Source organism: Pseudoalteromonas pernae, assembly GCF_039831865.1.
GTDB classification, from domain to species: Bacteria; Pseudomonadota; Gammaproteobacteria; order Enterobacterales; family Alteromonadaceae; genus Pseudoalteromonas; species Pseudoalteromonas pernae.
Map to the genome: position 1 here is coordinate 198607 of NZ_JBDODM010000001.1, position 22525 is coordinate 221131.

At 44.8% G+C, this 22525-nt stretch carries 21 protein-coding genes and 1 tRNA gene; 16 read left to right on the forward strand and 6 right to left on the reverse strand.

The genetic code is table 11. The annotated features are described in order from the left end of the window. Nucleotides 1–31 precede the first annotated feature (31 nt). Entirely contained in the window at nucleotides 32–1468 is a 1437-nt protein-coding gene (gene pyk / locus V1358_RS00875; protein WP_347392292.1) for a pyruvate kinase, read from the reverse strand. Nucleotides 1469–1909: 441 nt separating this feature from the next. On the opposite strand from pyk, the gene gnd reads away from it, so the two are divergent. Further along, nucleotides 1910–3283, forward strand: coding sequence for an NADP-dependent phosphogluconate dehydrogenase (gnd, locus tag V1358_RS00880; RefSeq protein WP_347392293.1), 1374 nt, complete (start codon nucleotides 1910–1912; stop codon nucleotides 3281–3283). An 80-nt stretch (nucleotides 3284–3363) separates the two neighbouring features. Here the strand turns inward: gnd and ansA are convergent, their stop codons facing one another. Both ansA and sppA read right to left on the reverse strand, forming a co-directional pair. Further along, complete coding sequence (gene ansA, locus V1358_RS00885) at nucleotides 3364–4374, reverse strand: asparaginase (protein ID WP_347389420.1); 1011 nt, start codon at nucleotides 4372–4374, stop codon at nucleotides 3364–3366. An 85-nt stretch (nucleotides 4375–4459) separates the two neighbouring features. Then, on the reverse strand, nucleotides 4460–6325 hold the full coding sequence (gene sppA / locus V1358_RS00890; protein WP_347392294.1) for a signal peptide peptidase SppA: 1866 nt from the start codon (nucleotides 6323–6325) through the stop codon (nucleotides 4460–4462). Nucleotides 6326–6535: 210 nt separating this feature from the next. On the opposite strand from sppA, the gene V1358_RS00895 reads away from it, so the two are divergent. From V1358_RS00895 to V1358_RS00930, 8 genes are all read left to right on the forward strand, one after another. After that, a complete protein-coding gene (locus V1358_RS00895; protein WP_347392295.1) occupies nucleotides 6536–8506 on the forward strand; it encodes an FAD-dependent oxidoreductase in 1971 nt (656 codons plus the stop codon). Nucleotides 8507–8641: 135 nt separating this feature from the next. Continuing rightward, nucleotides 8642–9328 carry an HvfX family Cu-binding RiPP maturation protein gene (locus V1358_RS00900; protein ID WP_347392683.1) on the forward strand — a complete coding sequence of 229 codons (687 nt, stop codon included), beginning with the start codon at nucleotides 8642–8644 and terminating at the stop codon, nucleotides 9326–9328. 72 nt (nucleotides 9329–9400) lie between these two features. Next, entirely contained in the window at nucleotides 9401–9952 is a 552-nt protein-coding gene (locus V1358_RS00905; RefSeq protein WP_347389417.1) for an NAD(P)H nitroreductase, read from the forward strand. Between the two features lie 183 nt (nucleotides 9953–10135). Further along, on the forward strand, nucleotides 10136–10513 hold the full coding sequence (locus V1358_RS00910) for a hypothetical protein (RefSeq protein ID WP_347389416.1): 378 nt from the start codon (nucleotides 10136–10138) through the stop codon (nucleotides 10511–10513). A gap of 60 nt (nucleotides 10514–10573) precedes the next feature. After that, nucleotides 10574–10664: transfer RNA gene (locus tag V1358_RS00915), tRNA-Ser, on the forward strand. A gap of 81 nt (nucleotides 10665–10745) precedes the next feature. After that, nucleotides 10746–11114, forward strand: coding sequence for a hypothetical protein (locus V1358_RS00920; protein WP_347392296.1), 369 nt, complete (start codon nucleotides 10746–10748; stop codon nucleotides 11112–11114). A 91-nt stretch (nucleotides 11115–11205) separates the two neighbouring features. Beyond that, entirely contained in the window at nucleotides 11206–11823 is a 618-nt protein-coding gene (bamJ, locus tag V1358_RS00925; protein WP_347389414.1) for a BamJ family beta-barrel-assembly machinery protein, read from the forward strand. 215 nt (nucleotides 11824–12038) lie between these two features. Beyond that, nucleotides 12039–12926 (forward strand): GGDEF domain-containing protein, encoded by an 888-nt coding sequence (locus V1358_RS00930; protein WP_347392297.1) that lies wholly within the window; start codon nucleotides 12039–12041, stop codon nucleotides 12924–12926. Here V1358_RS00930 and V1358_RS00935 read toward each other — a convergent pair whose 3' ends face one another. Continuing rightward, nucleotides 12927–13430 carry a DUF2062 domain-containing protein gene (locus V1358_RS00935; RefSeq protein ID WP_347389412.1) on the reverse strand — a complete coding sequence of 168 codons (504 nt, stop codon included), beginning with the start codon at nucleotides 13428–13430 and terminating at the stop codon, nucleotides 12927–12929. It abuts the gene before it with no gap. A 102-nt stretch (nucleotides 13431–13532) separates the two neighbouring features. Here V1358_RS00935 and V1358_RS00940 point away from each other — a divergent pair, with 102 nt between their 5' ends. The 7 genes from V1358_RS00940 to tcdA are packed head-to-tail and all read left to right on the forward strand — an operon-like array spanning nucleotide 13533 to nucleotide 20867. Continuing rightward, the gene (locus V1358_RS00940; RefSeq protein WP_347392298.1) at nucleotides 13533–15671 is read left to right on the forward strand and encodes a DNA internalization-related competence protein ComEC/Rec2; all 2139 of its coding nucleotides are present in this window, start codon (nucleotides 13533–13535) and stop codon (nucleotides 15669–15671) included. A gap of 59 nt (nucleotides 15672–15730) precedes the next feature. Further along, on the forward strand, nucleotides 15731–17476 hold the full coding sequence (msbA, locus tag V1358_RS00945) for a lipid A export permease/ATP-binding protein MsbA (protein ID WP_347392299.1): 1746 nt from the start codon (nucleotides 15731–15733) through the stop codon (nucleotides 17474–17476). After that, on the forward strand, nucleotides 17473–18465 hold the full coding sequence (gene lpxK / locus V1358_RS00950) for a tetraacyldisaccharide 4'-kinase (protein WP_347392300.1): 993 nt from the start codon (nucleotides 17473–17475) through the stop codon (nucleotides 18463–18465). The genes msbA and lpxK overlap by 4 nt, the downstream gene beginning before the upstream one ends. Then, a complete protein-coding gene (locus tag V1358_RS00955; RefSeq protein ID WP_347389408.1) occupies nucleotides 18466–18663 on the forward strand; it encodes a Trm112 family protein in 198 nt (65 codons plus the stop codon). Beyond that, the gene (kdsB, locus tag V1358_RS00960) at nucleotides 18651–19400 is read left to right on the forward strand and encodes a 3-deoxy-manno-octulosonate cytidylyltransferase (protein WP_347389407.1); all 750 of its coding nucleotides are present in this window, start codon (nucleotides 18651–18653) and stop codon (nucleotides 19398–19400) included. The genes V1358_RS00955 and kdsB overlap by 13 nt, the downstream gene beginning before the upstream one ends. Beyond that, nucleotides 19397–20062: a TIGR01621 family pseudouridine synthase gene (locus tag V1358_RS00965; RefSeq protein WP_347389406.1), complete on the forward strand. Its 666-nt coding sequence runs from the start codon at nucleotides 19397–19399 to the stop codon at nucleotides 20060–20062. The genes kdsB and V1358_RS00965 overlap by 4 nt, the downstream gene beginning before the upstream one ends. A gap of 4 nt (nucleotides 20063–20066) precedes the next feature. Next, nucleotides 20067–20867 carry a tRNA cyclic N6-threonylcarbamoyladenosine(37) synthase TcdA gene (tcdA, locus tag V1358_RS00970; protein WP_347392301.1) on the forward strand — a complete coding sequence of 267 codons (801 nt, stop codon included), beginning with the start codon at nucleotides 20067–20069 and terminating at the stop codon, nucleotides 20865–20867. On the opposite strand, the gene V1358_RS00975 is transcribed toward tcdA, so the two are convergent. Together V1358_RS00975 and V1358_RS00980 are read right to left on the reverse strand one after the other, a co-directional pair. Continuing rightward, a complete protein-coding gene (locus V1358_RS00975; RefSeq protein WP_347392302.1) occupies nucleotides 20864–21280 on the reverse strand; it encodes a SufE family protein in 417 nt (138 codons plus the stop codon). The two genes, tcdA and V1358_RS00975, sit on opposite strands and share 4 nt — an antisense overlap. Further along, nucleotides 21277–22488, reverse strand: a complete 1212-nt coding sequence (locus V1358_RS00980; protein WP_347392303.1) for an aminotransferase class V-fold PLP-dependent enzyme — start codon at nucleotides 22486–22488, stop codon at nucleotides 21277–21279. The genes V1358_RS00975 and V1358_RS00980 overlap by 4 nt, the downstream gene beginning before the upstream one ends. Between the last annotated feature and the right edge of the window lie 37 nt (nucleotides 22489–22525).

Below are 22525 nucleotides of genomic sequence, written 5' to 3' on the forward strand. Positions count from 1 at the left end.
TGCGTGTGTTGCTAAAACCTATGTTAACTATTTATTGAACCGTGACAATTTTCAAGGTATTTGTTGCACCTACGGTTTCCATCATATCGCCATGAGTCAAAATAACAGTGTCACCGCTGTGTAGTTCACCCAGCTCAACCAGGCGCGCTAGGGCCTCAGTGGCAATAAAGTCTTTTTGATACTTGGTTGAATCAAAATAAACCGGATATACGCCGCGATATAAGGCTGTTTGACCCAAAGTTTGGCTGTGACGAGACAATGAATAGATAGGTAAGCCTGATGAAATACGCGACATCAATTTTGAGGTGTTACCTGATTCAGTCAATGCAACAATTGCTTTTACAGTGCCTAGATGGTTGGCAGCATACATTGCAGAAAGTGCGATGGTTTCCGCGTTGTCAGCAAACATACTGTCTAAACGGTGCTTGGAAACGTGCGTTTCCTTTTGCGATTCTGCACCTACGCACACGCGAGCCATGGTTTGTACAGTTTGTTCTGGGTAATCACCTGCAGCCGTTTCTGCAGAAAGCATCACTGCATCTGTGCCATCAAGTACGGCGTTGGCTACGTCCATAACCTCAGCGCGTGTTGGCATTGGGTTATCGATCATCGATTCCATCATTTGCGTTGCTGTAATCACCACACGATTGAGTGAACGAGCACGACTGATGATGATTTTTTGTTTGCCTACTAGGGCAGCATCACCGATTTCTACACCCAAGTCGCCTCGAGCAACCATCACAGCGTCAGAAGCTAAGATGATATCGTCGATTGCTTCTACTGTTTCAACCGCTTCAGCACGTTCGATTTTAGCTAAGAGTTGTGCTTTTGAACCGGCTTTCTCAGCTAATGAACGAACGTAGCGCATGTCTTCGCCAGAGCGAGGGAAGGAGACGGCGATGTAGTCAACACCGATGTTTGTTGCAGTAATCAAATCTTCTTTGTCTTTGTCGGTAAATGCTGGCGCGGTTAGGCCCCCACCGAGACGGTTAATACCTTTGTTGTTAGACAAAACACCGCCAACTTTAACAGTACAGTGCACTTGTTTACCTTCAACGCTCTCGACAGTTAGTTGGATAAGACCATCGTTTAATAGTAATAAGTCACCAGGTTTAACGTCGTTAGGAAGCTCTTTATAATCAATACCTACGGCGTTTTCATTACCTTCACCTAAGCCAAGTTCGGCGTCGAGAGTGAATTTTGCGCCTACAGCAAGGTTTACTTTGCCATCTTTAAAGGTCGAGACACGAATTTTTGGACCCTGGAGGTCAGCAAGAATAGCCACATGTACGTTTAAGCGCTTGGCAATTTCACGTACATCGTCAGCACGTTTTTGATGGTCAGCAGCGGTACCATGCGAGAAGTTCAAACGCACGACGTTTGCACCAGCGCGGATAATTTTTTCTAAGTTATTGTCTCTGTCCGTAGCCGGTCCAAGGGTGGCGACTATCTTTGTACGTCTAAGCATCAAATTCTCCCGTAGGCGTAATTGCTCTATTAGCATGGTAGCAAACTCTAATCGTTATGAGACCTTGAGTTTGCATATCCTTATTATTCGTTAACACTATGTCAGCATTATGACACCGGTGTCAGTCGCAGTCAATTATGTCGCAAAACTAAAGTGGGCATCTTTATGCAAAGATTCTGAGTTAATTTGATATAATTCCAAAGCGGGGATTGAATGGCACATAGTTTCGCCTATAATGCCCGCCGTAATCAGGTTATACCCATTGTATTAAGTCGTAACTAGAAGCTCGTGCATTGATACTCTTGCTTTGGCGTAGATAATATCCCAAAGAATTAGAGATAACATTAACTTAGCACGCTGCGGTTGAGTATTTATTACGGCATACATTGATACAATCGGTATCATTTACCAGCCATACGTTTTTACCGAGGAGGAAACTTAATGCAAGTAGCATTAGTAGGTCTGGGAGTGATGGGCAAAAATCTTGCTTTGAACTTAATCGAGAAAGGGCTCACGCTTGTCGCATATGATAAAAATCCAGACGCTGGTGAAGAATTACTAAGCTGCGCCAAAACACAAGGAACGGCTGAGCGCTTGCATATAGTCTCTGATCTTCACGACATGGTGCGTCGCCTAAAGGCACCACGCTCTATCTTATTACTCGTTCCGGCGGGTGAACTCGTTGATCGCGTATGCCAAGATTTGATTGATGCGGGTGTAAGTAAAGATGACATTATCGTCGATTGTGGTAACAGCAATTACAAAGACGGTATTGCGCGTAAGCTTAAATTCCAGAACAAGTTCGAATTTGCCACTATGGGTATTTCGGGCGGTGCAGAAGGTGCTCGCCATGGTCCAGCTATGATGGCCAGTGGTTCAGAAGGTGGTTGGGAGCGCATTGAGTCATCAATGGAAAAAGTGGCTGCCAGCTATAACGGCGAATCGTGTTTCGCACGCGTTGGTCAATCAGCTAGCGGCCATTTCGTAAAAATGGTGCACAATGGTATTGAATATGCGCTGATGCAATTGATCGCAGAAATCTACCATCTTCTTCGTTTGGGTGCGGGTAAATCACCACAAGAAATTGCGGCTATTTTTGATCAATGGTCAGAAGGTGAGTTAAATAGCTACCTACTTGCTATATCAAGCCATATTCTCAAGCTTGAGTCTCATGAAGGCACGCCACTTGTAGATCTAATCGACAATAAAGTAGGTGCCAAGGGCACAGGCCTTTGGACTGCTCAAAACGCGTTAGAGTTAGGCATTGCAGTTCCGTCATTGGTTGCTGCGGTACAAGCTCGTCACCTGACTAATACAGGTGATACACATGCTGCGAAAGAAATGACTTATGCACCTAAAGCGACCGAAAAGGTTGAGTTAGATTTGGATGAATTGAAACATGCATTCCATCTTGCAAGTTTGCTTTGCTACCGCCAAGGTTTAGCGTTAATCAAAGGGGCTTCTCGAGCACATCAATGGAAGGTTGACCTTGCGAAGACGCTACAAACATGGCGTGCAGGTTGTATCATCCGAGCTGATTACTTGGATCAAATCGCACAAGGTGTTGAATTTATCGACACGCTTGATACCCAAGTCACAGCTCTTCGTCGTGTGACAGGTGCAGCAGTGACAACGGGTTTGGCATTCCCAGTGTTAAGTGCGACACAAAACTACTTGGCAACGCTTAGCACGCCAAGCAACGGTCACCTAGTGCAAGCGCAACGTGACTATTTTGGCGAGCACGGTATTAAGACTCACAGCGGCGAAGTATGTCACTTAACTGATTTGGCAGACATTGACGCGAAAGTACGTTAACTGTTCGCTTTTGCACAGACATAAAAAATGCCGCTTATTAGCGGCATTTTTGTATTAACTAACCTGTTAACGAACATCTATTAACGGCTTAACTCACCACGCAAGTTATCCTGCATCAGGTGACGTATGCTTTGCGTCGATACCTTTTTACTCAATAGATAATGCAATTTTGTCAGGCAGGCCTCTAATGTCATGTCGAAGCCACTGATGACACCCACATTGAGTAGAGCATTACCTGTGGCGTAACCACCCATATTTACTTGTCCTTGCAAACACTGAGTCAGGTTAATGATAATAATGCCACGCTCATTGGCGTCTTCTAATAAGCTCAAAAATTCATGATTTTGCGGCGCATTACCCACACCAAAGCTAAGTAGTATAAGCGCCTTAATATCATCATTGATAATTGAGCTAACTACATCAGCACTGATACCAGGGTAAAGGTGTAATACCGCAATCGCTTGCGGCGTAATGCGTGACACCTGTAAGTCGTTGTCTATGTAAGGACTTAGTTGCCCCTCCAATAAACGAATGTTGATCCCTGCTTTTGCCAGAGGTGGCAGGTTGGGTGAATCAAAGGCGTTGAAGCCATCTGCATGAATTTTTGTTGCACGATTACCGCGGAACAACTGGTTGTTGAAGAACAAGCTGACTTCTGCAATCGGGTAATTTGCAGCTAGGTACATGGCATTAAGCAAATTCACCTGACCATCGGAGCGCAACTGAGACAGCGGGATTTGCGACCCTGTTACGATAACCGGCTTGGTCAGATTCTCGAACATAAAAGACAACGCCGACGCTGTATAAGCCATGGTGTCAGTGCCATGCAATACAACAAAGCCATCGTAATCGTGATACTTATTTTTGATGTCATCCGCAATCATTTGCCAGTGGGCAGGGGACATGTCAGAAGAGTCAATCAATGGGCAATACTCCTCTATGTCGAATAGAGGCATTTCGTCACGGTTAAATTCGGCGCTGTTTTTAACTGTTTCAGTTAAGAAACCAGCGGCAGGAATGTAACCTTGGCTCGATTTTTTCATGCCGATCGTACCGCCTGTGTAGGCGATGTAAATGCGTTTACGTTTCATAAAAAAGCCCGATAGAGAGTATCGGGCTAAGTATACAACGAGTGACGCTACGACTTCACGTAACATCAAACTTTATTTACGAAAATTAATCCGTTACAGCACACACTAAACAACGTGCATAGATACCTTCTGGGTCATTAAAGGTTTTCAATGTCGCTACTTGTGACTGTACTTGCTGTACTAAGTTATCGAACTGCATTGCGGCTCCCACAGATGCGCTATGAGGTGCCTTGGCGCTGATCAATGACTTGATTGTGGCACTGCCAAAGAGATTTTGGATGAATATATCTTGAGCTGAAAGTGATTGCTCAATGAGTTTCACATCATAATGTTTGAGGCTTGCCAGCGCTGCTGCGGCTTCGATAGCTTCTTGCTTGTCACCTAGCTTATCTACTAGGCCCAACTCTTTTGCTTGAGTTGCTATCCAAACACGCCCTTGAGCAATTTCGTCCACTTCTTCAACAGACAACCCACGTGATTGCGATACCACTTCTAAGAATCGCTTGTAGGCGTTCTCAACACTCATTTGAATTGCTTGCGCCATCTTGTCATTGAGACCAAGTAAAATAGATGAACCTTTGAGTTCTGTAGTCGCAACACCATCTGAGTGAATACCAAGCTGTGCTGCACTGTTTTCGAACGTCATGATGGTACCGAACACACCGATAGAGCCTGTAATGGTACTTGGTGCCGCCCAAATCTCATTTGCTGCACTGGCAATCCAATAACCGCCTGATGCAGCCACTGAGCCCATCGACGCGATGACTGGTTTACCCGCTTCTTTGAGCGCAATTACTTCACGACGAATTAGCTCAGAGGCAAACATGCTGCCACCGCCTGAGTCAATGCGTAACACCACGGCTTTAACCATGTCATCATTGCGGGCTTCACGAAGTAGGGCTGCGGTGCTGTCACCACCAATTTCGCCTGCTTTACGGTGGCCATCAACGATTGTGCCTTTCGCAACGATAACCGCTACTTTTTCAGTCATTGGGTTATCAAATGACACAGGTAATTTGAATGAAGCAAGGTAGTCGTTGAAGCCGATTTGACGGAACGACTTACCTTCTTCATCTAGCCCGACGAGGTCAATCAGTTGCTCGCGAAGTTGTTGGTTGTTCTTGAGGGCATCAACCCAACCGTACTTCAAAGCATACTCAGCACTGTTACCATCAACAGTTTCTAGCTTCGCTAAATAGCTATCTAGGGTTTCATCAAAGTTAGTTTTCTCGAAACCACGTAAAGCTGCAACTTCATCTTTATACTGCGTCCAAAGATGTGATAACCATTCTTTGTTCGCTTCTTTAGCAGCTTGGGACATGTCGTTACGGATCAAAGGCTCTACAGCCGATTTAAAGGTACCAACACGGAAAACATGTTGGGTGATTTTTAACTTATCCAACGCATCCTTGAAGTACACTGGGTAAACACCAAAACCTTCAATAGAAACGCCGCCGTAAGGGTGAAGATTAATTTCATCTGCATGTGCAGCCAGGTAATATTGGCTTTGTGTGTAGTAGTAGCCTGACGCAATGACTGGCTTACCTTGTGCTTTGAATTCATCAATTGCTTGAGCAATGGCGTCTAGTTTGTTGATATGTGCGCCGCCTAGGTTTTGCACGTTTAATAGCATGGCTTCAATGCGGGCATCTTTGGCAGCGTTATTGATCACTGCAACAACGTCATCGACCAAAATTTCTGCGGGCTCATCAGAACCGCCCATGGATTCTGCTAGTGCGGCATCGAGTGGGTCGACATAGCGTTTCTGTTCAACCAGATAGCCGTTTAGGTTAAGTGTTAACACTGAGCCGTCTGGTACTAGAATTTCGTTGTCGTCACTGCTAATCGAAGCGATGATAGCAATGATGATTGCGATGAAGATGATATTGACCACTAGGCGACGGGAAAAATTAATACCATCCCAGGTGGCTTTTACTGCTTTTTTAATCAAAATCAGACCCTTACTTTTAGATTCTGCTCTACACACTGGTTAGACATCCATATTAGCCCAAAGACTTCAAAAATTTAAACAGAAAAAAGTAACTAAGTATTTACAGGTTGCCAATTCGGTAAACAACCGGGCCGCGAATATACTTGCTGGTGACTCGAAAAATAGTTACTCTCAGACAGGTATGACCAGATTAACCATAAGGGGAACGCCATGTTAGAACAACCATTAAAACTGGCGCATGGAGAAATTAGGAACCGACTAGTTATGGGTTCTATGCACACCGGTCTTGAGGAAGGGTGGCACAATAGAAAACGTCTCGCGGCATTCTACGAAGAGCGAGCAAAAGGCGGTGTAGGCCTTATTATTACAGGCGGCTATAGCCCGAATGTCCGTGGTAAACTGTCGCCTTTCGCTTCATCATTTAATTCTATATTCGATGTCGTTAAGCATAAAAAGTACACTGACGCGGTGCACCAACATGGTGGCAAAATCTGTATTCAATTATTGCATGCTGGTCGCTACGGTTATCACCCTTTTAGCTGTGCACCAAGCGCAATAAAGTCACCAATTACGCCTTACGCGCCAAAAGAAATGTCATTGGCGATGATTAAAAGTACAGTCAAAGATTTTGCCAAGAGTGCGCAACTGGCGCATAAAGCAGGGTACGACGGTGTAGAGATCATGGGCTCTGAGGGTTATTTGATTAACGAGTTTATGGCGCCTCACACCAATAAACGTACAGACCAATACGGCGGTAGTAATGAAAACCGTATGCGTTTTGCCAAAGAAATCGTTTCCGCTGTGCGTGCAAAAGTACCTGATGAGTTTGTTATTGTGTTTCGTTTATCCGTAATGGACTTGGTGCCCAATGGCTCAACGAAAGAAGAAGTTGTCGAACAAGCTAAAGCTTTGGCCGATGCTGGTGTTGATATCTTCAATACGGGTATTGGTTGGCATGAAGCGCGCGTTCCAACAATTGCTTCTATGGTCCCTCCGGGTGCATTTAGAGAAGCATCACAGCGATTAAAGTCAGCAACGTCAAAACCGGTTATTGCGGTGAACCGTATCAATACTCCGCAAATTGCTAACGATATCCTCGCATCAGGCGATGCGGATATGGTGTCGATGGCACGACCTCTGCTTGCTGATCCTGATATTTTCAATAAGTACGCGAGCAACAAATCTGAAGAAATCAATATTTGCATCGGTTGTAATCAGGGCTGTCTTGACCATGTGTTTAAAGGGCAGCGTGCAACATGCTTAGTCAACCCATTGGCGGCCTATGAGCTTGATTTGGCGATAGCGCCGGCCGACAAAGAGAAGAACGTACTTGTTGTTGGCGGTGGCCCAGCCGGTTTAGCTGCAGCGATTTATCTGCGTAAGCGTGGCCACACGGTAACCTTAATCGAGCGCTCGGATACGTTAGGCGGTCAATTCAATCTAGCGATGCGCGTGCCAGGTAAAGAAGACTTTAAACTTGCACTGAAATACTTCAGCGATGAAGTAGTTCGTCAAGGCGTAGATTTGAAAATGAACACGGAATTTAGCCACAGCATGTTAAAAGACTATGACGATGTGGTTTTCGCATGCGGTGTATCTCCGCGCATTGCAAACTTCGAGTGTGCGGATGGTAAGCGTGTTTATCGTTACGATGAAGTGATCCGTGGTGATGTTGAAATCGGCTCTAAAGTCGCCATTCTTGGTGCCGGTGGCATTGGTTTTGATATGGTTGCCTTTTTAACAGAGCAAACTGACCAGAATATCGAAAGCTTCAAAGAGCAGTGGGGTATTGAGCAAGAAGCGAAGCCCCATCGCACAGACAAAAAACTGTACATGCTCAAACGAAGCGAAGGGCGTTTTGGTAGTACCCTCGGTAAAACGACCGGTTGGATCCACCGCCAAGTTGCCAAGATGCAAGGTGTAGAGCAAATTGCAGGTTGCCAATATACGCGTTTTGACAAGCAGGGCCTGCATATCACGGTTAACGGCGAATCACGTATTCTCGATGTCGACACTGTGATTGGTTGCATTGGTCAAACGTCCAACGATTCTGAGCTTAAACAAGCGCAAGAAACGCATATGAGCACTGAAGTGCATGTGATAGGTGGTGCCAAACTTGCTTCTGAAATTGATGCAAAGCGCGCTATTAAAGAAGCATTGATGGTGGCACGAGAAATCTAGGTCAGCGTTAACGAGCAATGACAGTTTTTGGTCATTGCTCAGCCTTACAATTGTTTTTGCTTTGATGAAATATAAGGTGGGCTCGTAAGGTCTATGTGCTATACAAATAGTAAATAGATGAATTACGAGCCTTTTATGTTGCAACGCCCTGCAAGCTTATACGACAACACACTCAGTACTTTTACGTTTCTTGATGGTATTCCGCCGCTACTTATGCGGCTTATCCTCGCGCCAGTGATGATTATGGCTGGATACAGCAAGCTCAATTTAGGTAACGAAGCACTGCCATGGCTCGAAAGACTACTTGCTGACCCCAATGTTGTTGCGTGGTTTGGTAATAGTGACTGGGGGCTGGGTTTACCGTTCGCTGATGTACTGGCTTTTGCTGCCGGTTGGACTGAATTTTTAGGGGGATGGCTGTTACTTGTTGGGTTGTTTACTCGCCTTGTAGCGATCCCCTTGATGATCACTATGGTGGTGGCAATCACTATGGTGCATTGGGATTACGGATGGTTTGCTATTACTCCCACAGATACTCAAACTAGCCCCGCTCGGGTATTGAATTGGGTGGGGATAGAGCAAGCGCAAGAAAGCCTCGATAATTCAGCTGCAGCAAGTGTTCGTCTTGATGCCATCAAAGCAATTGTTGCCGAAAATGGCCGTCCCAGCTATCTATACGACAGGGGGAACATTGTTATCCTCAATAACGGTATTGAATTCGCGAGTATCTATTTTGTGATGCTGCTGTCACTGTTTTTTGTAGGTGGTGGGCGCTTCGTAAGTATCGATTATTACTTATCACCGCGAAGGCGAGCAGTTTAAAGCAACGAGTGTTTATCAGTAAGTTACTGTGATAGTCTTTGGCTATCATAGTAACGAAGTGAATTTTCTAGAATGCTCGCAACTGAATTATTGCTAAATCGCCAATCTGACAGTCACCTTTCTTTTCCTGGGCCAAACGCAAAACAACTAGAGTTAATCCAAAATGCTGCGTTACGGGTTCCAGATCATGCCAATTTAGCGCCATGGCAGTTTATCGTCCTCGAGGATGAAAACCGTACACGCCTTGGTGAAATATTTGAGCAAGCGGCAATCCATGAAGATATGGGGGAGCGTGCTGTATCTCGCGCAGCATCATTACCTGACAGAGCCCCGATGGTGATTGTTTGCATAATGAAATACAAACCGCACGATAAAGTGCCACGCGTTGAACAAATCGCTAGTGCTTCTTGTGCTACATTTGCGATGCAACAAGCAGCTTATGCGCAGGGGTTAAGTGGCATATGGCGTACTGGTAGTTATGCAACATCTCCGTATGTTAAAAAGGAACTCGGGTTAGGTGATGATGATGAAATCATCGGCTTCTTGTATTTGGGCACACCAACAGTCGACTGCCCCAAGAAACGTCGTCACGCCATCTCAGAGTATTTTTCCAATTCTATCTAACAGCAAATTAATAAAAGCCCCATAGTATTGGGGCTTTTTTGTCATCCTAGATTAATCTCGGCTCTGTTATCGTATCTTTTTCGTCACTAATTTCGAATTGGTGGTTTTGTAACTGAACAAATTTTGTTAGGGTAAGTTTTGTACAAAATTGTAACTAACAAAATAATAAGAAGATAAGAATCAATGGGTAACTTATTCTTAAGAGAAAAAGAGCGTTGGGGCTTATGGACAGTTTGGGGCATATTGGGAGCCTTGCTCACCACCTACGTTGCAATGGCAACGAAAGCACCTTTATTTATTACACTTAGCGCCATGACGGTTGTCGTGCTTGTTTCCAGCTGGATGTTATATTCGAAGCGATATGATTTTCTCCGCGCGTTGAAAGTTACGGCATATGTGCTCGGTGTCGCAGTTTTGCCTGCACTTACCTTGGTAATTATACCTGCGAGTAAACAGCATCGTGGTGAACTACTTATTCAAAGTGTTGTGTTTGCCATTGTGGCATTAATTGGCTGTGTGATCTGTGCGTTCATCGCTAAACGACCAAAACAATATTATTGAAATAATTAGTGTTTGTGGTCTTTACATTGATATTAAAAACCACTAGTATGCGCGCCATTCGGAGAGATGGCTGAGTGGTTGAAAGCACCGGTCTTGAAAACCGGCATACGTTAATAGCGTATCTAGGGTTCAAATCCCTATCTCTCCGCCAACTCATTCCTAAAAACCGCCTTCGAGGCGGTTTTTTTCGTTATAGTGATATAACATTTTTAAAATCAGTGGAGTTAAATTGATGGCAGCACCGATGCGTATTTTCTTCTGGTTCGCACTGGCATTTTTCTATGCGATGAGTCTTGATGTTGTTAATTCCATGGTCAATGATGCCCAACTAGACATCCTCTCAACACTGGCATGTTTTGCTGTGTTTAATGCCCTAGTGGCACACCTTATTGCCAAATATGAAACGCAACTTGCAGCCTTGTGTGCGCTATTAACGGGGTGTTTTGGGGTTGTAGTGTTCGGGGTGTTGGTGTGGCCCTGGTTTGTGCAAATGCCGATGTGGTTGTGGGCGTACCTTATCGTTTCATTAGTGGTATTTACTTGGCTGGCGCCAATCCTCGCGAAGAAAATGGCCAAAATATCTGCAAAAGAATCAAATTAATTACTGAAACTGGTCATCAACCTGACGTTCACTGGTGAGTATGTTACCCTGTGTGCGAATTTTGTATTTTAAATAAAAGATGGACGACTTTATGTCTGATAAATTTACGACTAACGCTGATAAAGCGAGCTACGGTATTGGTTTACAAATGGGTGAGCAACTTAAAGCTAATCCATTCGAAGGTTTGAACCTGAATTCTGTATTTGAAGGTATGAAAGATGCTTACACGGGTGAGAGCTTTCAAGTAGAAATCCCTGAGATTCAAGCTGCTTTCGAAGAAATTAACGCTGAAATTCAAAAGCGTCGTGAAGAAGAAGCAAAAGTTCTTGCAGCAGAAGGCGAAGCTTTCCTTGCTGAAAACGCAAAGCGTGCTGAAGTAACTGTGACTGAATCTGGTCTTCAATTCGAAGTAATCGAGCAAGGCGAAGGCGAAAAGCCAACAGCTGATTCAACAGTACGTACGCATTACCACGGTACTCTTATCAACGGTACGACGTTCGACAGCTCTTATGAGCGTGGTCAACCTGCTGAATTCCCAGTAGGCGGAGTAATTAGAGGTTGGACTGAGGCGCTTCAAATGATGCCAGCTGGTTCAAAATGGCGTTTATACATCCCTCACGACCTAGCGTACGGTGAGCGTGGTGCAGGTGCTGCAATTGCTCCTTACTCAACACTTATCTTTGATATCGAGCTTCTAGATATCCTATAAGTGATAGCCTTCACCTAATCGTTAGGTTGAAGGCTTCTTGCGAATCGCTCCGCTAATCTCGGTGGGGCGATTTTAATCCTCTACTTATCCACTTCGTTAATTTACCAATCCATCAACAAGCTTATCTCATTTTACAGCGAGCCTCATTTGTCATTGCTACATTTTGGGTACTATCCTGATAGTAATAACTATAACCCAATTAGCAGAGGCTGCTTTTGCACCAGCATCTTTTTAAAGCCATTATCGAAAACAACAGTGATGCTGTCGTTATTGCTGACATAGACGATGGAATCGTGTTTTGGAATTGTGCTGCACAGCGTATGTTTGGTTACAGTTTTGATGAAGTTAAAGGTCAAGACCCCCATGATTTACTGACTGTTCCGAGCAATAGAGATTTTGCTAAGCATTCCAAGGAAGTCTACAGGTCGACTCGCAAGTCGAATATTCTTGGAGACTTTATTAGGCTTAAAGCGCTTACCAAAGATAATAAAGAGCTTGATATAGATTTGCAGATCAATGCCATTGAGCTTGAAGGGAAAACATATATTTACACCTTTATTCGTGATGTGTCAGATTTGGTGATGTTAGAGCGCCAAACAGAGCACTTGCTCAATACCGACACATTGACACAGATTAAAAATCGCTATCGTTTTACCAATGATATGGACTGGCTGGTGGAGCGCAGTCGGCAGTACAAAACGCCACTGAGCATTGGCATCATTGATATTGATCACTTTAAATCGATAAACGACAGCTATGGCCATGCCGCTGGGGACTATGCATTAAAGACATTTGCTAAAATTGTGTCAGATCAGCTGTGTAATCGTGCCGTATTTGCAAGGCTAGGTGGGGAAGAGTTCGCCATCGCTTTCGCTGATACGTATTGCTATGAGGCGGTGCAAGCGGTTGAGGATATTAGACATCACGTAGAGCAACAAATCTTGGAGTTTGATGGCCAACAATTTTCTTTGACCTTTAGCTGTGGCCTAGCAAGTTTGAAAGGGGAAGAATGTAATTTGGGATCGCTTCTTAAGGATGCTGATAAAGCATTGTATGAAGCAAAAGTGCAAGGAAGAAATCGAACGATATTATTTCGCCATTGATTAACGGCGCGCACTCCAGGCTTTTCTAACACTGCGTCGCCATAACACGTCGACCAAAACGAAACCTAAGAGTGCGGCGACGGCGCCACAGACAACTGAGCCGAGTAAGAACGCGGGACCAATAGTCGTTAAGCTGTCACTTAACCATTGCCAGCTTGGTTCAAAATAGAATTCTTGTTGTGGGTGCCCGAGTATCCATGTACCAACCAAGTATGAAAAGTAGAAAATTGGGGGCATCGTTAGTGGGTTTGTTATCCACACTAGTGCAATAGAAAGAGGTAAATTTACGCGAAATGGAATCGCAACGGCTGCAGATAATAGCATCTGAAAAGGAACAGGGATGAACGCAAAAAACAAACCGACCGAAAATGCGCCACGCGCAGAGCGCCTATTGAGGTGCCACAAATTGGCATCATGTAACAGTCGCCCAAATATACGCAGCGATTTTATCTGCTTTATCTTATTGTGATCGGGTAAGAACCGTTGAATGGTTTTCTTCGCCATTGGATGGGGCCCTGTACATCTAGTGCGGTGTGCAGTGGGTTTTCATTCGGCTGTATTTTGTCACTTTTCACCCCATCACTGCTAGCACTTTTTACAATATTAATGATATTGGTCATTATTCGTATCAAGAATGGTTATTTTATCGGCTGCTTGCGTTTTTGCGCACTCGGAATCGTATACACAATAGTCTATTTTTATATTTTTTTTCATTGGAATGGACCTAAAATAGAGAACTACGAGCATGACGTTGCCGCTGTGGTACATAAAATACGCGGCACTGAGCGACAGGCTTTTGTTACCGCTAAATTGCAACGAATATCTGGGTACAACGTTCCTTTTCATCAGACGTTTCTCGTCTCATTCTCGGTGCCACAAGAGAGCGTGCTGAAAGTGGGTGATGAGATTATATTTCACGCCCGGATCCGCAATAAGGTCTGGCGGGTCAATTATGGGGTTCGTGATTCGCGCCTTTATGGGTTTACCCAACGACTCATTTTTGTAGCCTCTTCACCAAAATCCATGCACGTGCTTGAAGGAACTAAAGCGTCTGTGCGGGTTCGATATCATCAGTGGTTGGATGAGCAACTGGGTAACTTTGCATTATCCGGTGTTTACCTGGCTTTGCTAAGTGGGGATCGCAGTGATATAGCGCCTACGCAATTAACACTGTTTAGAAACACGGGGACAATTCACCTGCTGGCAATATCAGGATTACATATCGCTTTAGTATTTGGCTTGTGCTTCTATGTGCTAAAGATAATGAGTTATCTGTTGGCACGCATATTTATGCGTCGCGTCAATCAACATCAACACTTAAACAAAATGATAACCGCTGTGGCGTTGGCGCTGTGTGGCCTTTTTGTGTTCCTGTGTGATTTCCCGGTAAGCGCACAAAGAGCATGGCTAATGTTGAGCGTCTTTACTTTATTGTACTTGAGTCACGCTCAATACAGTTTGCTAAAGAGCTTATTAGTAGCCTTTACCTCGGTTGTGCTTTTTAATCCATTTTCCTTGCTCGATATCGGCATGTGGTTATCGTTTTGTGCGGTTGCAGCAATATTTGCAACCTTGTCACTGACAAAAGGACGAGCAGTGCTCACACGCTATCTTCTAGTGCAACTGAGCCTATTTTTGATATTGGCGCCCATTACGTTATGGGCTTTTGGCGGAATGTCACTGGTGTCGCCCTTTGCCAATGTGATTTTAGTACCTACGGTGAGCTTTATCGTGTTGCCACTGTTATTGATGAATGTGCTATTTGGGTTCCCTGAGCTGCTTCTTATCTTGCTCGGTTATGTAGATGTTGTACTCAATGGTCTTTTTGAATTAGTTGCTCCCTTTGAGCACAAAATATGGATGGAGCAGGGACAATTTCCGCTTTGGGGTGTGATTGGCAGCTATGTAGTCGTTTTTGTCAGTGTTTATCTACGCTCTGTCTATCCTTGCGTTTATGCCGCTGTCATTACTGTTTCCTACTGTAGTTATAACGCTGTCACCCAGCCTATATGGCGTGCTGATATATTGGATGTTGGCCACGGATTGAGCGTGGTGATCAGTTCAAACGGCAAAGCGATTGTTTATGATCTAGGGGCGAGTTATTTCGGGCAATACTCCATTGTAAAAAACACCCTGTTACCCCATATCAAGTCAAGAGAATTAGAGGTCTCGCATACAATTATTTCGCACAATGACTCTGATCATAAAGGCGGATTAGGGCATTGGTTAGAAGCAGGCTATGGCGATACCTTGGTATTGTTTCACCCAAATGACATCACTCAATGTAAAAAGCAGTCGCTACAATGGCAGGGTTTACACATCAGGGTACTTTGGCCGCAAGATTCACAACGCAGCGACAACGCAAGCTCGTGCGTTGTCTACATCAGTGATGGTAGCCAATCGCTGTTACTGACTGGTGATATAACTACTCGTGAGGAAATGCGCATTGTCGAGCAAGGTGTATTAGAGCGAGTAGATGTTGTCGTAAGCCCGCACCATGGGAGTCAAACGTCTTCAAGCAAAGAGTTTATTGAGGCCATACATCCGCGTCACGTTATACATTCAAGTAGTCACCGTTACGGGTGGCGGATGCCACATGCCGATGTGTTTGCCCGTTATGAAGGCGTTGGCGCGACGCAATGGTTAACAAAACACCAAGGTGGTGTGAAAGTTGAGTTCTATACTGACAGAGTGACGGTTCAAAGCGCAAAACAACTGAAAAAATATTGGTTTATAGCCGATTAAGTTTTGTTTTTTGTCTTGCGAAGATACAATATCCGATAACGCGTTCATTTGAGAAGACTATGCAAGAAAGCGCTACAAATACGTATAAACGCCTACTGGGCTATGTAAAAGATTTTAAATCCGCTGCAATCGTCGCCGTCATTGGCATGTTAGGCTATTCAGCGATGGACGCCACATTCGTTTGGTTAATGCAGCCATTTATCGATGATGGACTGACTGACCGAAATAGTACGGTGCTAACATGGGCACCTTATGTTGTGATTGCCCTGGTCATCGGCCGTGGCACCTTCAACTTTCTATCCAGTTATTGTTTAGCTTATGTTGGCTCGCAAGTCGTACGCTCATTACGTCAGGACTTGTTTACCCATATGCTGAACCTGCCTGTTAGCTTCCATGACAATCATTCCAACGGCGAACTCATTTCAAAAATCACCTTTGACACCGAGCAAGTTCAACAAGCCATTACCAAAGCCTTGCTAGTACTAGTGAGAGAGGGGGCTTACGTGGTGTTCTTGCTGGTGGTGATGTTCAGTGCCAGTTGGAAACTGTCGCTCATATTTTTGGTTATTACACCTATCGTGGCCGTGATAGTGAGTGTGGTCTCAAAGCGTTTTCGTAAGATATCCAAAAATATCCAAAACGCCATGGGCGACGTCACGAGATGTTCAGAACAAATGCTATCTGGGCACAAGGTTATTCACGGTTTTAACGGGCAGCAGCAAGAAACGGAACGATTCGCTCGCGTAAACAACATTAACCGTCTTCAACGCGTAAAAATGGATGCTACCAAGGCGCTGAGTGTTTCTGTAATTCAGATCCTCGCGGCTTCTTCGATGGCGGTCATTTTGGTGTTGATATCTATGCCAGGGATGATTGACTCTATCACCTCTGGTACGTTCGTAACGCTCATTTCGTCGATGATGTTGATGCTGCGACCGCTTAAGCAGTTATCGAATGTAAACAGCGAACTTCAACGCGGAATTGCTGCCGCACAAAGTATATTTGCGGTGTTAGACACGGAAATTGAAAAAGACACAGGTACGGTTGTCATCGAAAAGGCTAAAGGGATTATTGAAGTCAATAACCTTAACTTCACCTACCCAAGTGTAACGGATCCTGTTTTAAAAGGGCTAAACCTGAAAATTGCTGCCGGTGAAAAAATTGCCTTGGTAGGACGTTCAGGCTCGGGTAAATCAACACTGTCGAATTTGTTACCTAGGTACTACGATATTGCTGATCGTGAGGCGATTACGCTTGATGGTGAACCCTTAGACACTTACACACTAAAAAGTCTACGCCAGCAGTTCGCGATCGTGTCGCAGCAAGTTGTGCTGTTTAACGACACCATTGCCAACAACATCATGTATGGCTTAGAGACCCCATTGAGTGAATCAGACTTAATCGAAGTGGCTAAAAAAGCACACGTGTGGGAATTTGTTAAAGATTTGCCAGAGGGATTGCAAACCACCATCGGTGAAGACGGCGTGATGCTCTCGGGCGGCCAAAGACAGCGCATCGCTATCGCTCGTGCGATTGTTAAAGATGCGCCGATTTTAATTTTGGACGAAGCAACATCGGCACTTGATACCGAGTCAGAAAAACTGATCCAAAATGCACTTGAGTCTTTAATGCGCGATAAAACCGCTATTATCATCGCCCATAGATTATCAACCATTGAGCAAGCAGACTGTATTTACGTAATGGATAAAGGGCAAATAATTGAGCAAGGTACCCATGCGCAATTATTAGAAAAAGATGGCACCTATGCCGCACTTGCAAAGATGCAACAAGGTGAGGCGGTATGAGCAATACCCAAGGGGGATTTGCTAAACGCCTTGAAGCATCATGGTTTGAACCGTTTGGCCTGTTATCCGCGGTTATGTTGCCATTGAGTGGAATATTTTGGCTGCTCAGTGCCTTTAATCGTTTGCTTTTTCGTGTAGGGATTAAAAAGGCCTACCACAGCCCAGTGCCAGTCATTGTGATTGGCAACATCAGTGTAGGCGGCAATGGCAAAACGCCTATGGTCATTTACTTGGCTGATTTACTCAAAACTGAGGGCAAACGCGTCGGTATTATCTCTCGTGGATATGGCAGCCAGCCGCCATCTACGCCATTTTCTGTCAACACCGACACGCCAACCAATGTCGGCGGGGATGAACCCGTACTATTAGCGAAGCGTACTGGTTGTCCTGTAGTCATTGGTGGTGACCGAAAAGCCAGTATTGAATATTTGATGTCCGAACATCAAATTGACATCATTCTTAGCGACGATGGTTTACAGCACTACGCGCTTGGCCGAGACATCGAACTGTGTATTGTTGATGCAAAAAGGGGCCATGGCAATGGTTTGCTCATCCCAGCAGGGCCCCTACGAGAGGGCACATGGCGTTTAAATTCGGTTGATTTAATCGTTTACAATGGTGAGCAGGCCAATGAGTGTGCTTATCAACTTGAAGCGACAGGTCTTTTTCAAGTGGCTAACGAGCAAATATTAGCGCCCCCGTTCAAAGCCGGTGTAGCGCTGAGCGCGATTGGCAATCCACAACGCTTTTACGACAGCTTATTGGCTCACCAAGTGTTGGTAACGAAAACCTATCACTTCCGTGACCATCATAAGTTTGTACCTGAAGATATACCCTCAGCAGAAGTGGTCTATATGACGGAAAAAGATGCAGTAAAATGCAGCGCGTTTGCGCATGAGCAATGTTATTATTTACGAGTTGATGCCAAGCCTAACGAACAGCTTGAACAACAACTAACAAAATTATTGAAAGATAAAGGGGTGCTATAAATGGCATTTGATACCAAGCTGCTTGAAATCATTGCGTGTCCTGTATGCAAGGGCAAGTTGCAATTTGATAAAGAGAATCAAGAACTAATTAGTACAGCAGCGAAACTTGCTTACCCAATCCGCGATGACATTCCTGTATTGCTAGAAAACGAAGCACGGGAGTTGAGTAGCGACGAGGTAGAGAAGTGGAATTCGTAGTCATTATTCCAGCGCGTTACGCATCAACGCGTTTACCTGCTAAACCGTTAGCCGATATTAACGGCAAGCCGATGATCCAGCATGTGTATGAACGCGCTATGGAATCCGGCGCGAAAGCCGTTTATATCGCAACGGATCACCCTGATGTTTACGATGTCTGTGTGGGTTTTGGCGCAGAGGTTGTTATGACTCGTGAAGACCATCAATCGGGTACTGAACGTCTGGCTGAAGTAGTTGAAAAGTTGCAGCTCAGTAATGACACATTGGTGGTTAATGTACAAGGGGATGAGCCTTTGTTGGCACCACAAAACGTTAGCCAAGTAGCCAAGTTACTTGATGGCAACGACGCCCCTATGGCAACGCTTTCAACGCCTATCATTGACGTTGAAGAAGCATTAAACCCCAATGCGGTGAAAGTGGTAAGCAATACAGATAACAACGCATTGTATTTTTCACGCGCAACTATTCCTTATCATCGTGACGCTTTATTGGCGAAGCAATGTGATCTTGATATTAGCCATATGCAGCGTCACATTGGCATTTACGCGTATCGGGCTGGGTTTATTAGCCAATATATTACCTTGATGCCATCGCCGATTGAAAAGCTAGAGTCACTCGAACAACTACGCGTTTTGTATCACGGCTACACCATTAAAATTGCACAGGCAAAGGAAGTCCCAGCAGCCGGTGTGGATACGCCAGAAGATTTACAGCGTGTGATAGCGACATTGCAATGAGTTTGTTGCAAGTCATCGCACAACAAGATGATTTCGTTGTAGTTAACAAGCCAGCTGGTCTGAACTTCCACAGTGAAGACGGCGAAGCTGGGCTTGTTGCTCTTGCTGCAGAGCAACTTGGTCAGGACTTTTATCCCGTGCATCGACTCGACAAAGTCACTTCTGGGTTGGTGGTGTTGCCAACACGCTCAGATGTCGCAGCACAGTTCACAGAAATGTTTACATCTCGGGCGATAAACAAGTTTTACTTAGCGCTGAGCGACGCCAAGCCTAAGAAGAAGCAAGGCTGGGTCAAAGGCGATATGGATAAAGCCCGTCGGGGAGCTTATAAGCTGCTGAAAAGCAATGACAACCCCGCGGTTACGCGATTTTACTCATATTCGCTTGCCCCGAAAGTGCGTGGCTTTGTACTCAAACCCTACAGTGGCAAGACACATCAATTACGGGTGGCGATGAAGTCATTATCTGCCCCTATATTAGGTGACAGCTTATACAGCGGTAGCGCGGCGGATCGTACCTATTTGCATGCTTATGCATTAGAATTTCAGTATAAACAACAGCGATTTCAATTTTGTGCAGGCAATTTCCAAGGTGAAATGAGCCCATTCTTTGAGCAGCTTACGCATGAAATTGGTAATCAGCCATGGCAGTTAGATTGGTAGTTATATGACTCAGGATTACGAACTCAGATTTGGTGGCATTGGCCGCTTGTATGGTCAACAGCAAAGTGACTGGCTGAGCGAAGCACATTTTTGTGTGATTGGTATAGGTGGTGTGGGCAGTTGGGTCGCAGAAGCGTTGGCTCGAACTGGGGTCGGCACGATTACATTGATAGATCTTGATGATATCTGTGTCACTAATACCAATCGCCAAATACATGCAAACAAACAAACCATAGGTGTTGCTAAGGTCGACGCCATGAAAGCGCGTTGCGAATTGATCAATCCAGAGATAACAGTGAACGTGATAGATGACTTTATCACCATGGATAATTACCGTGAACATATTCAAGGATTTGATTACGTCATTGATGCCATCGATGCGGTAAAAGAAAAAGCAGCAGTGATCGCGCATTGTAAGCGCAATAAAATTCCTGTGATCACCACAGGTGGAGCGGGCGGTCAAACAGATCCCAGTGAAATTAAATTCGGGGATGTTGCTAAAACTACCCATGACCCGTTATTGGCAAAGGTCCGTTATATTCTTCGCAACCAATATAATTTCAGTAAGAATCCCAAACGTAAGTTCGATATTGATTGCGTATACTCGACAGAACAGCTTGTGTACCCAGATGGCCACGGCCAGGTGTGTAAAGCGAAACAGAGTGCAGATTCAAGCATGAATATGGACTGTGCCACGGGTTTTGGTTCTGCAACTATGGTCACGGGAACATTCGGCTTCTTCGCTGCCGCTAAAGCGGTACGTAAATACTTAGACAGAAAAGCGCGAGCTCTGCAAACGAGTTAAGCGTATTGCTGCGCAAATTGATTAATGCTTTGTACGATGGCCTTTATGCCATTACCACGAGAAGGGCTCAGGTGTTTTAACAACCCTAGCTCTTCAAACTCTTTGTGGGCGTCAATGGCGACCACTTCCGCAGGTGTTTTTCCCAGGTACATGCTTAAGATGATGTAAAGCAGGCCTTTAACTATGCGGGTGTCAGAATCTGCCACGATCACCAATCTGTCTTCGCTTTGATCAAAGTCTATATACATCCAAACGTTACTCTCACAACCGGAGACTTTGGCATCATCAACTTTCAATGCAGATGTCATTACAGGTAATTTTTTTCCTAGCAGCATGAGTTCACGATAACGTTGTTGCCATGCTCCAAGAGCTATAAACTCCTGCTTTAGTGATTCATAGTTACTTGAACTCACGCGATCATCTCCAAAGTGTTAGTGAGAGCGTTGATAAAGGTATCGATATCATTCTTATCATTATAAAAAGCTAGGCTTACTCGCACAGTACCATTTACATTTAGAGCAGCCATTAAAGGTTGAGCGCAGTGGTGGCCATGACGAACGGCAATTCCTTCCATATCAAGCAAAGTCGCAAGGTCGAAAGGGTGCTCACCGTCAATAACGAAGCTTACAGTGCCAATATTATGATTCATATCACCCAGTAGTCGCACTTGCTCAAAATCGGCAAGCTGGGCCTTTAAGTAGTCAAATAAATCCTGTTCATAGGCCCGTAATTCGTTCTTATCGAGTGTGTTGAGGTAATCGATTGCGGATGCAAAGCCCAAAATGCCGGCAATATTGGGTGTGCCAGTTTCAAATTTACTCGGCGGTGGATTGAAAGTAGTTTCTTCTATGGTGACTTTAGTGACCATTTCCCCGCCACATTGGAACACATCCAACATTTCGAGCATATCATAACGTCCGTAAAGACCGCCGACGCCTGTTGGGCCAAGGCATTTATGCGCAGAAAATACGAAAAAGTCACAATCAAGCTGCTTCACATCTGGACGCAAATGCAATAACGATTGTGCGCCGTCAACTAAAGTAAACGATCCGAGCTGTTTTGCTTTTGTAATAAATTGTCGCACAGGTTGAATATTACCCAATGCGTTTGAGGCATGGCTGATAGCTAAGACTTTTGGTCGTAACTTTTCAATTAACTCCAACGATTCTTTGACCTTAAGTACGCCATGTTCATCAATGGGTAAGGCTTTAATTACTGCGCCCGTGCGCTTAGCAAGTTGTTGCCAAGGTACAATATTAGCGTGGTGCTCCAATCGTGAAATAAGGATGATGTCGCCCGCATGGATATGTGGGGTAAGCCCATAGGCCACAAGGTTAATCGACTCTGTAGCACCTTTAGTCCACACAAGTTCGTTAATATCGCAGTTAATAAAACGACTTACCTTCGCTCGTGCGTCCTCGTAAGCGCTTGTAGCGGATTGACTTAAACGGTGCGCGCCTCTGTGAACGTTGGCGTTTTCTTCACTGTAAAAACGGTTAAGTGTATCGATTACGCTTTGTGGTTTTTGACTTGTCGCCGCTGAGTCCAAATACACCAGTTGGTTTTGTGCATGATGGGCAAGGGCAGGAAAGTCTTTGCGAATGGCATCGATATCAAACATAACAATAGGCAACTACAGAAGGGCTCAGTGTGGCGAA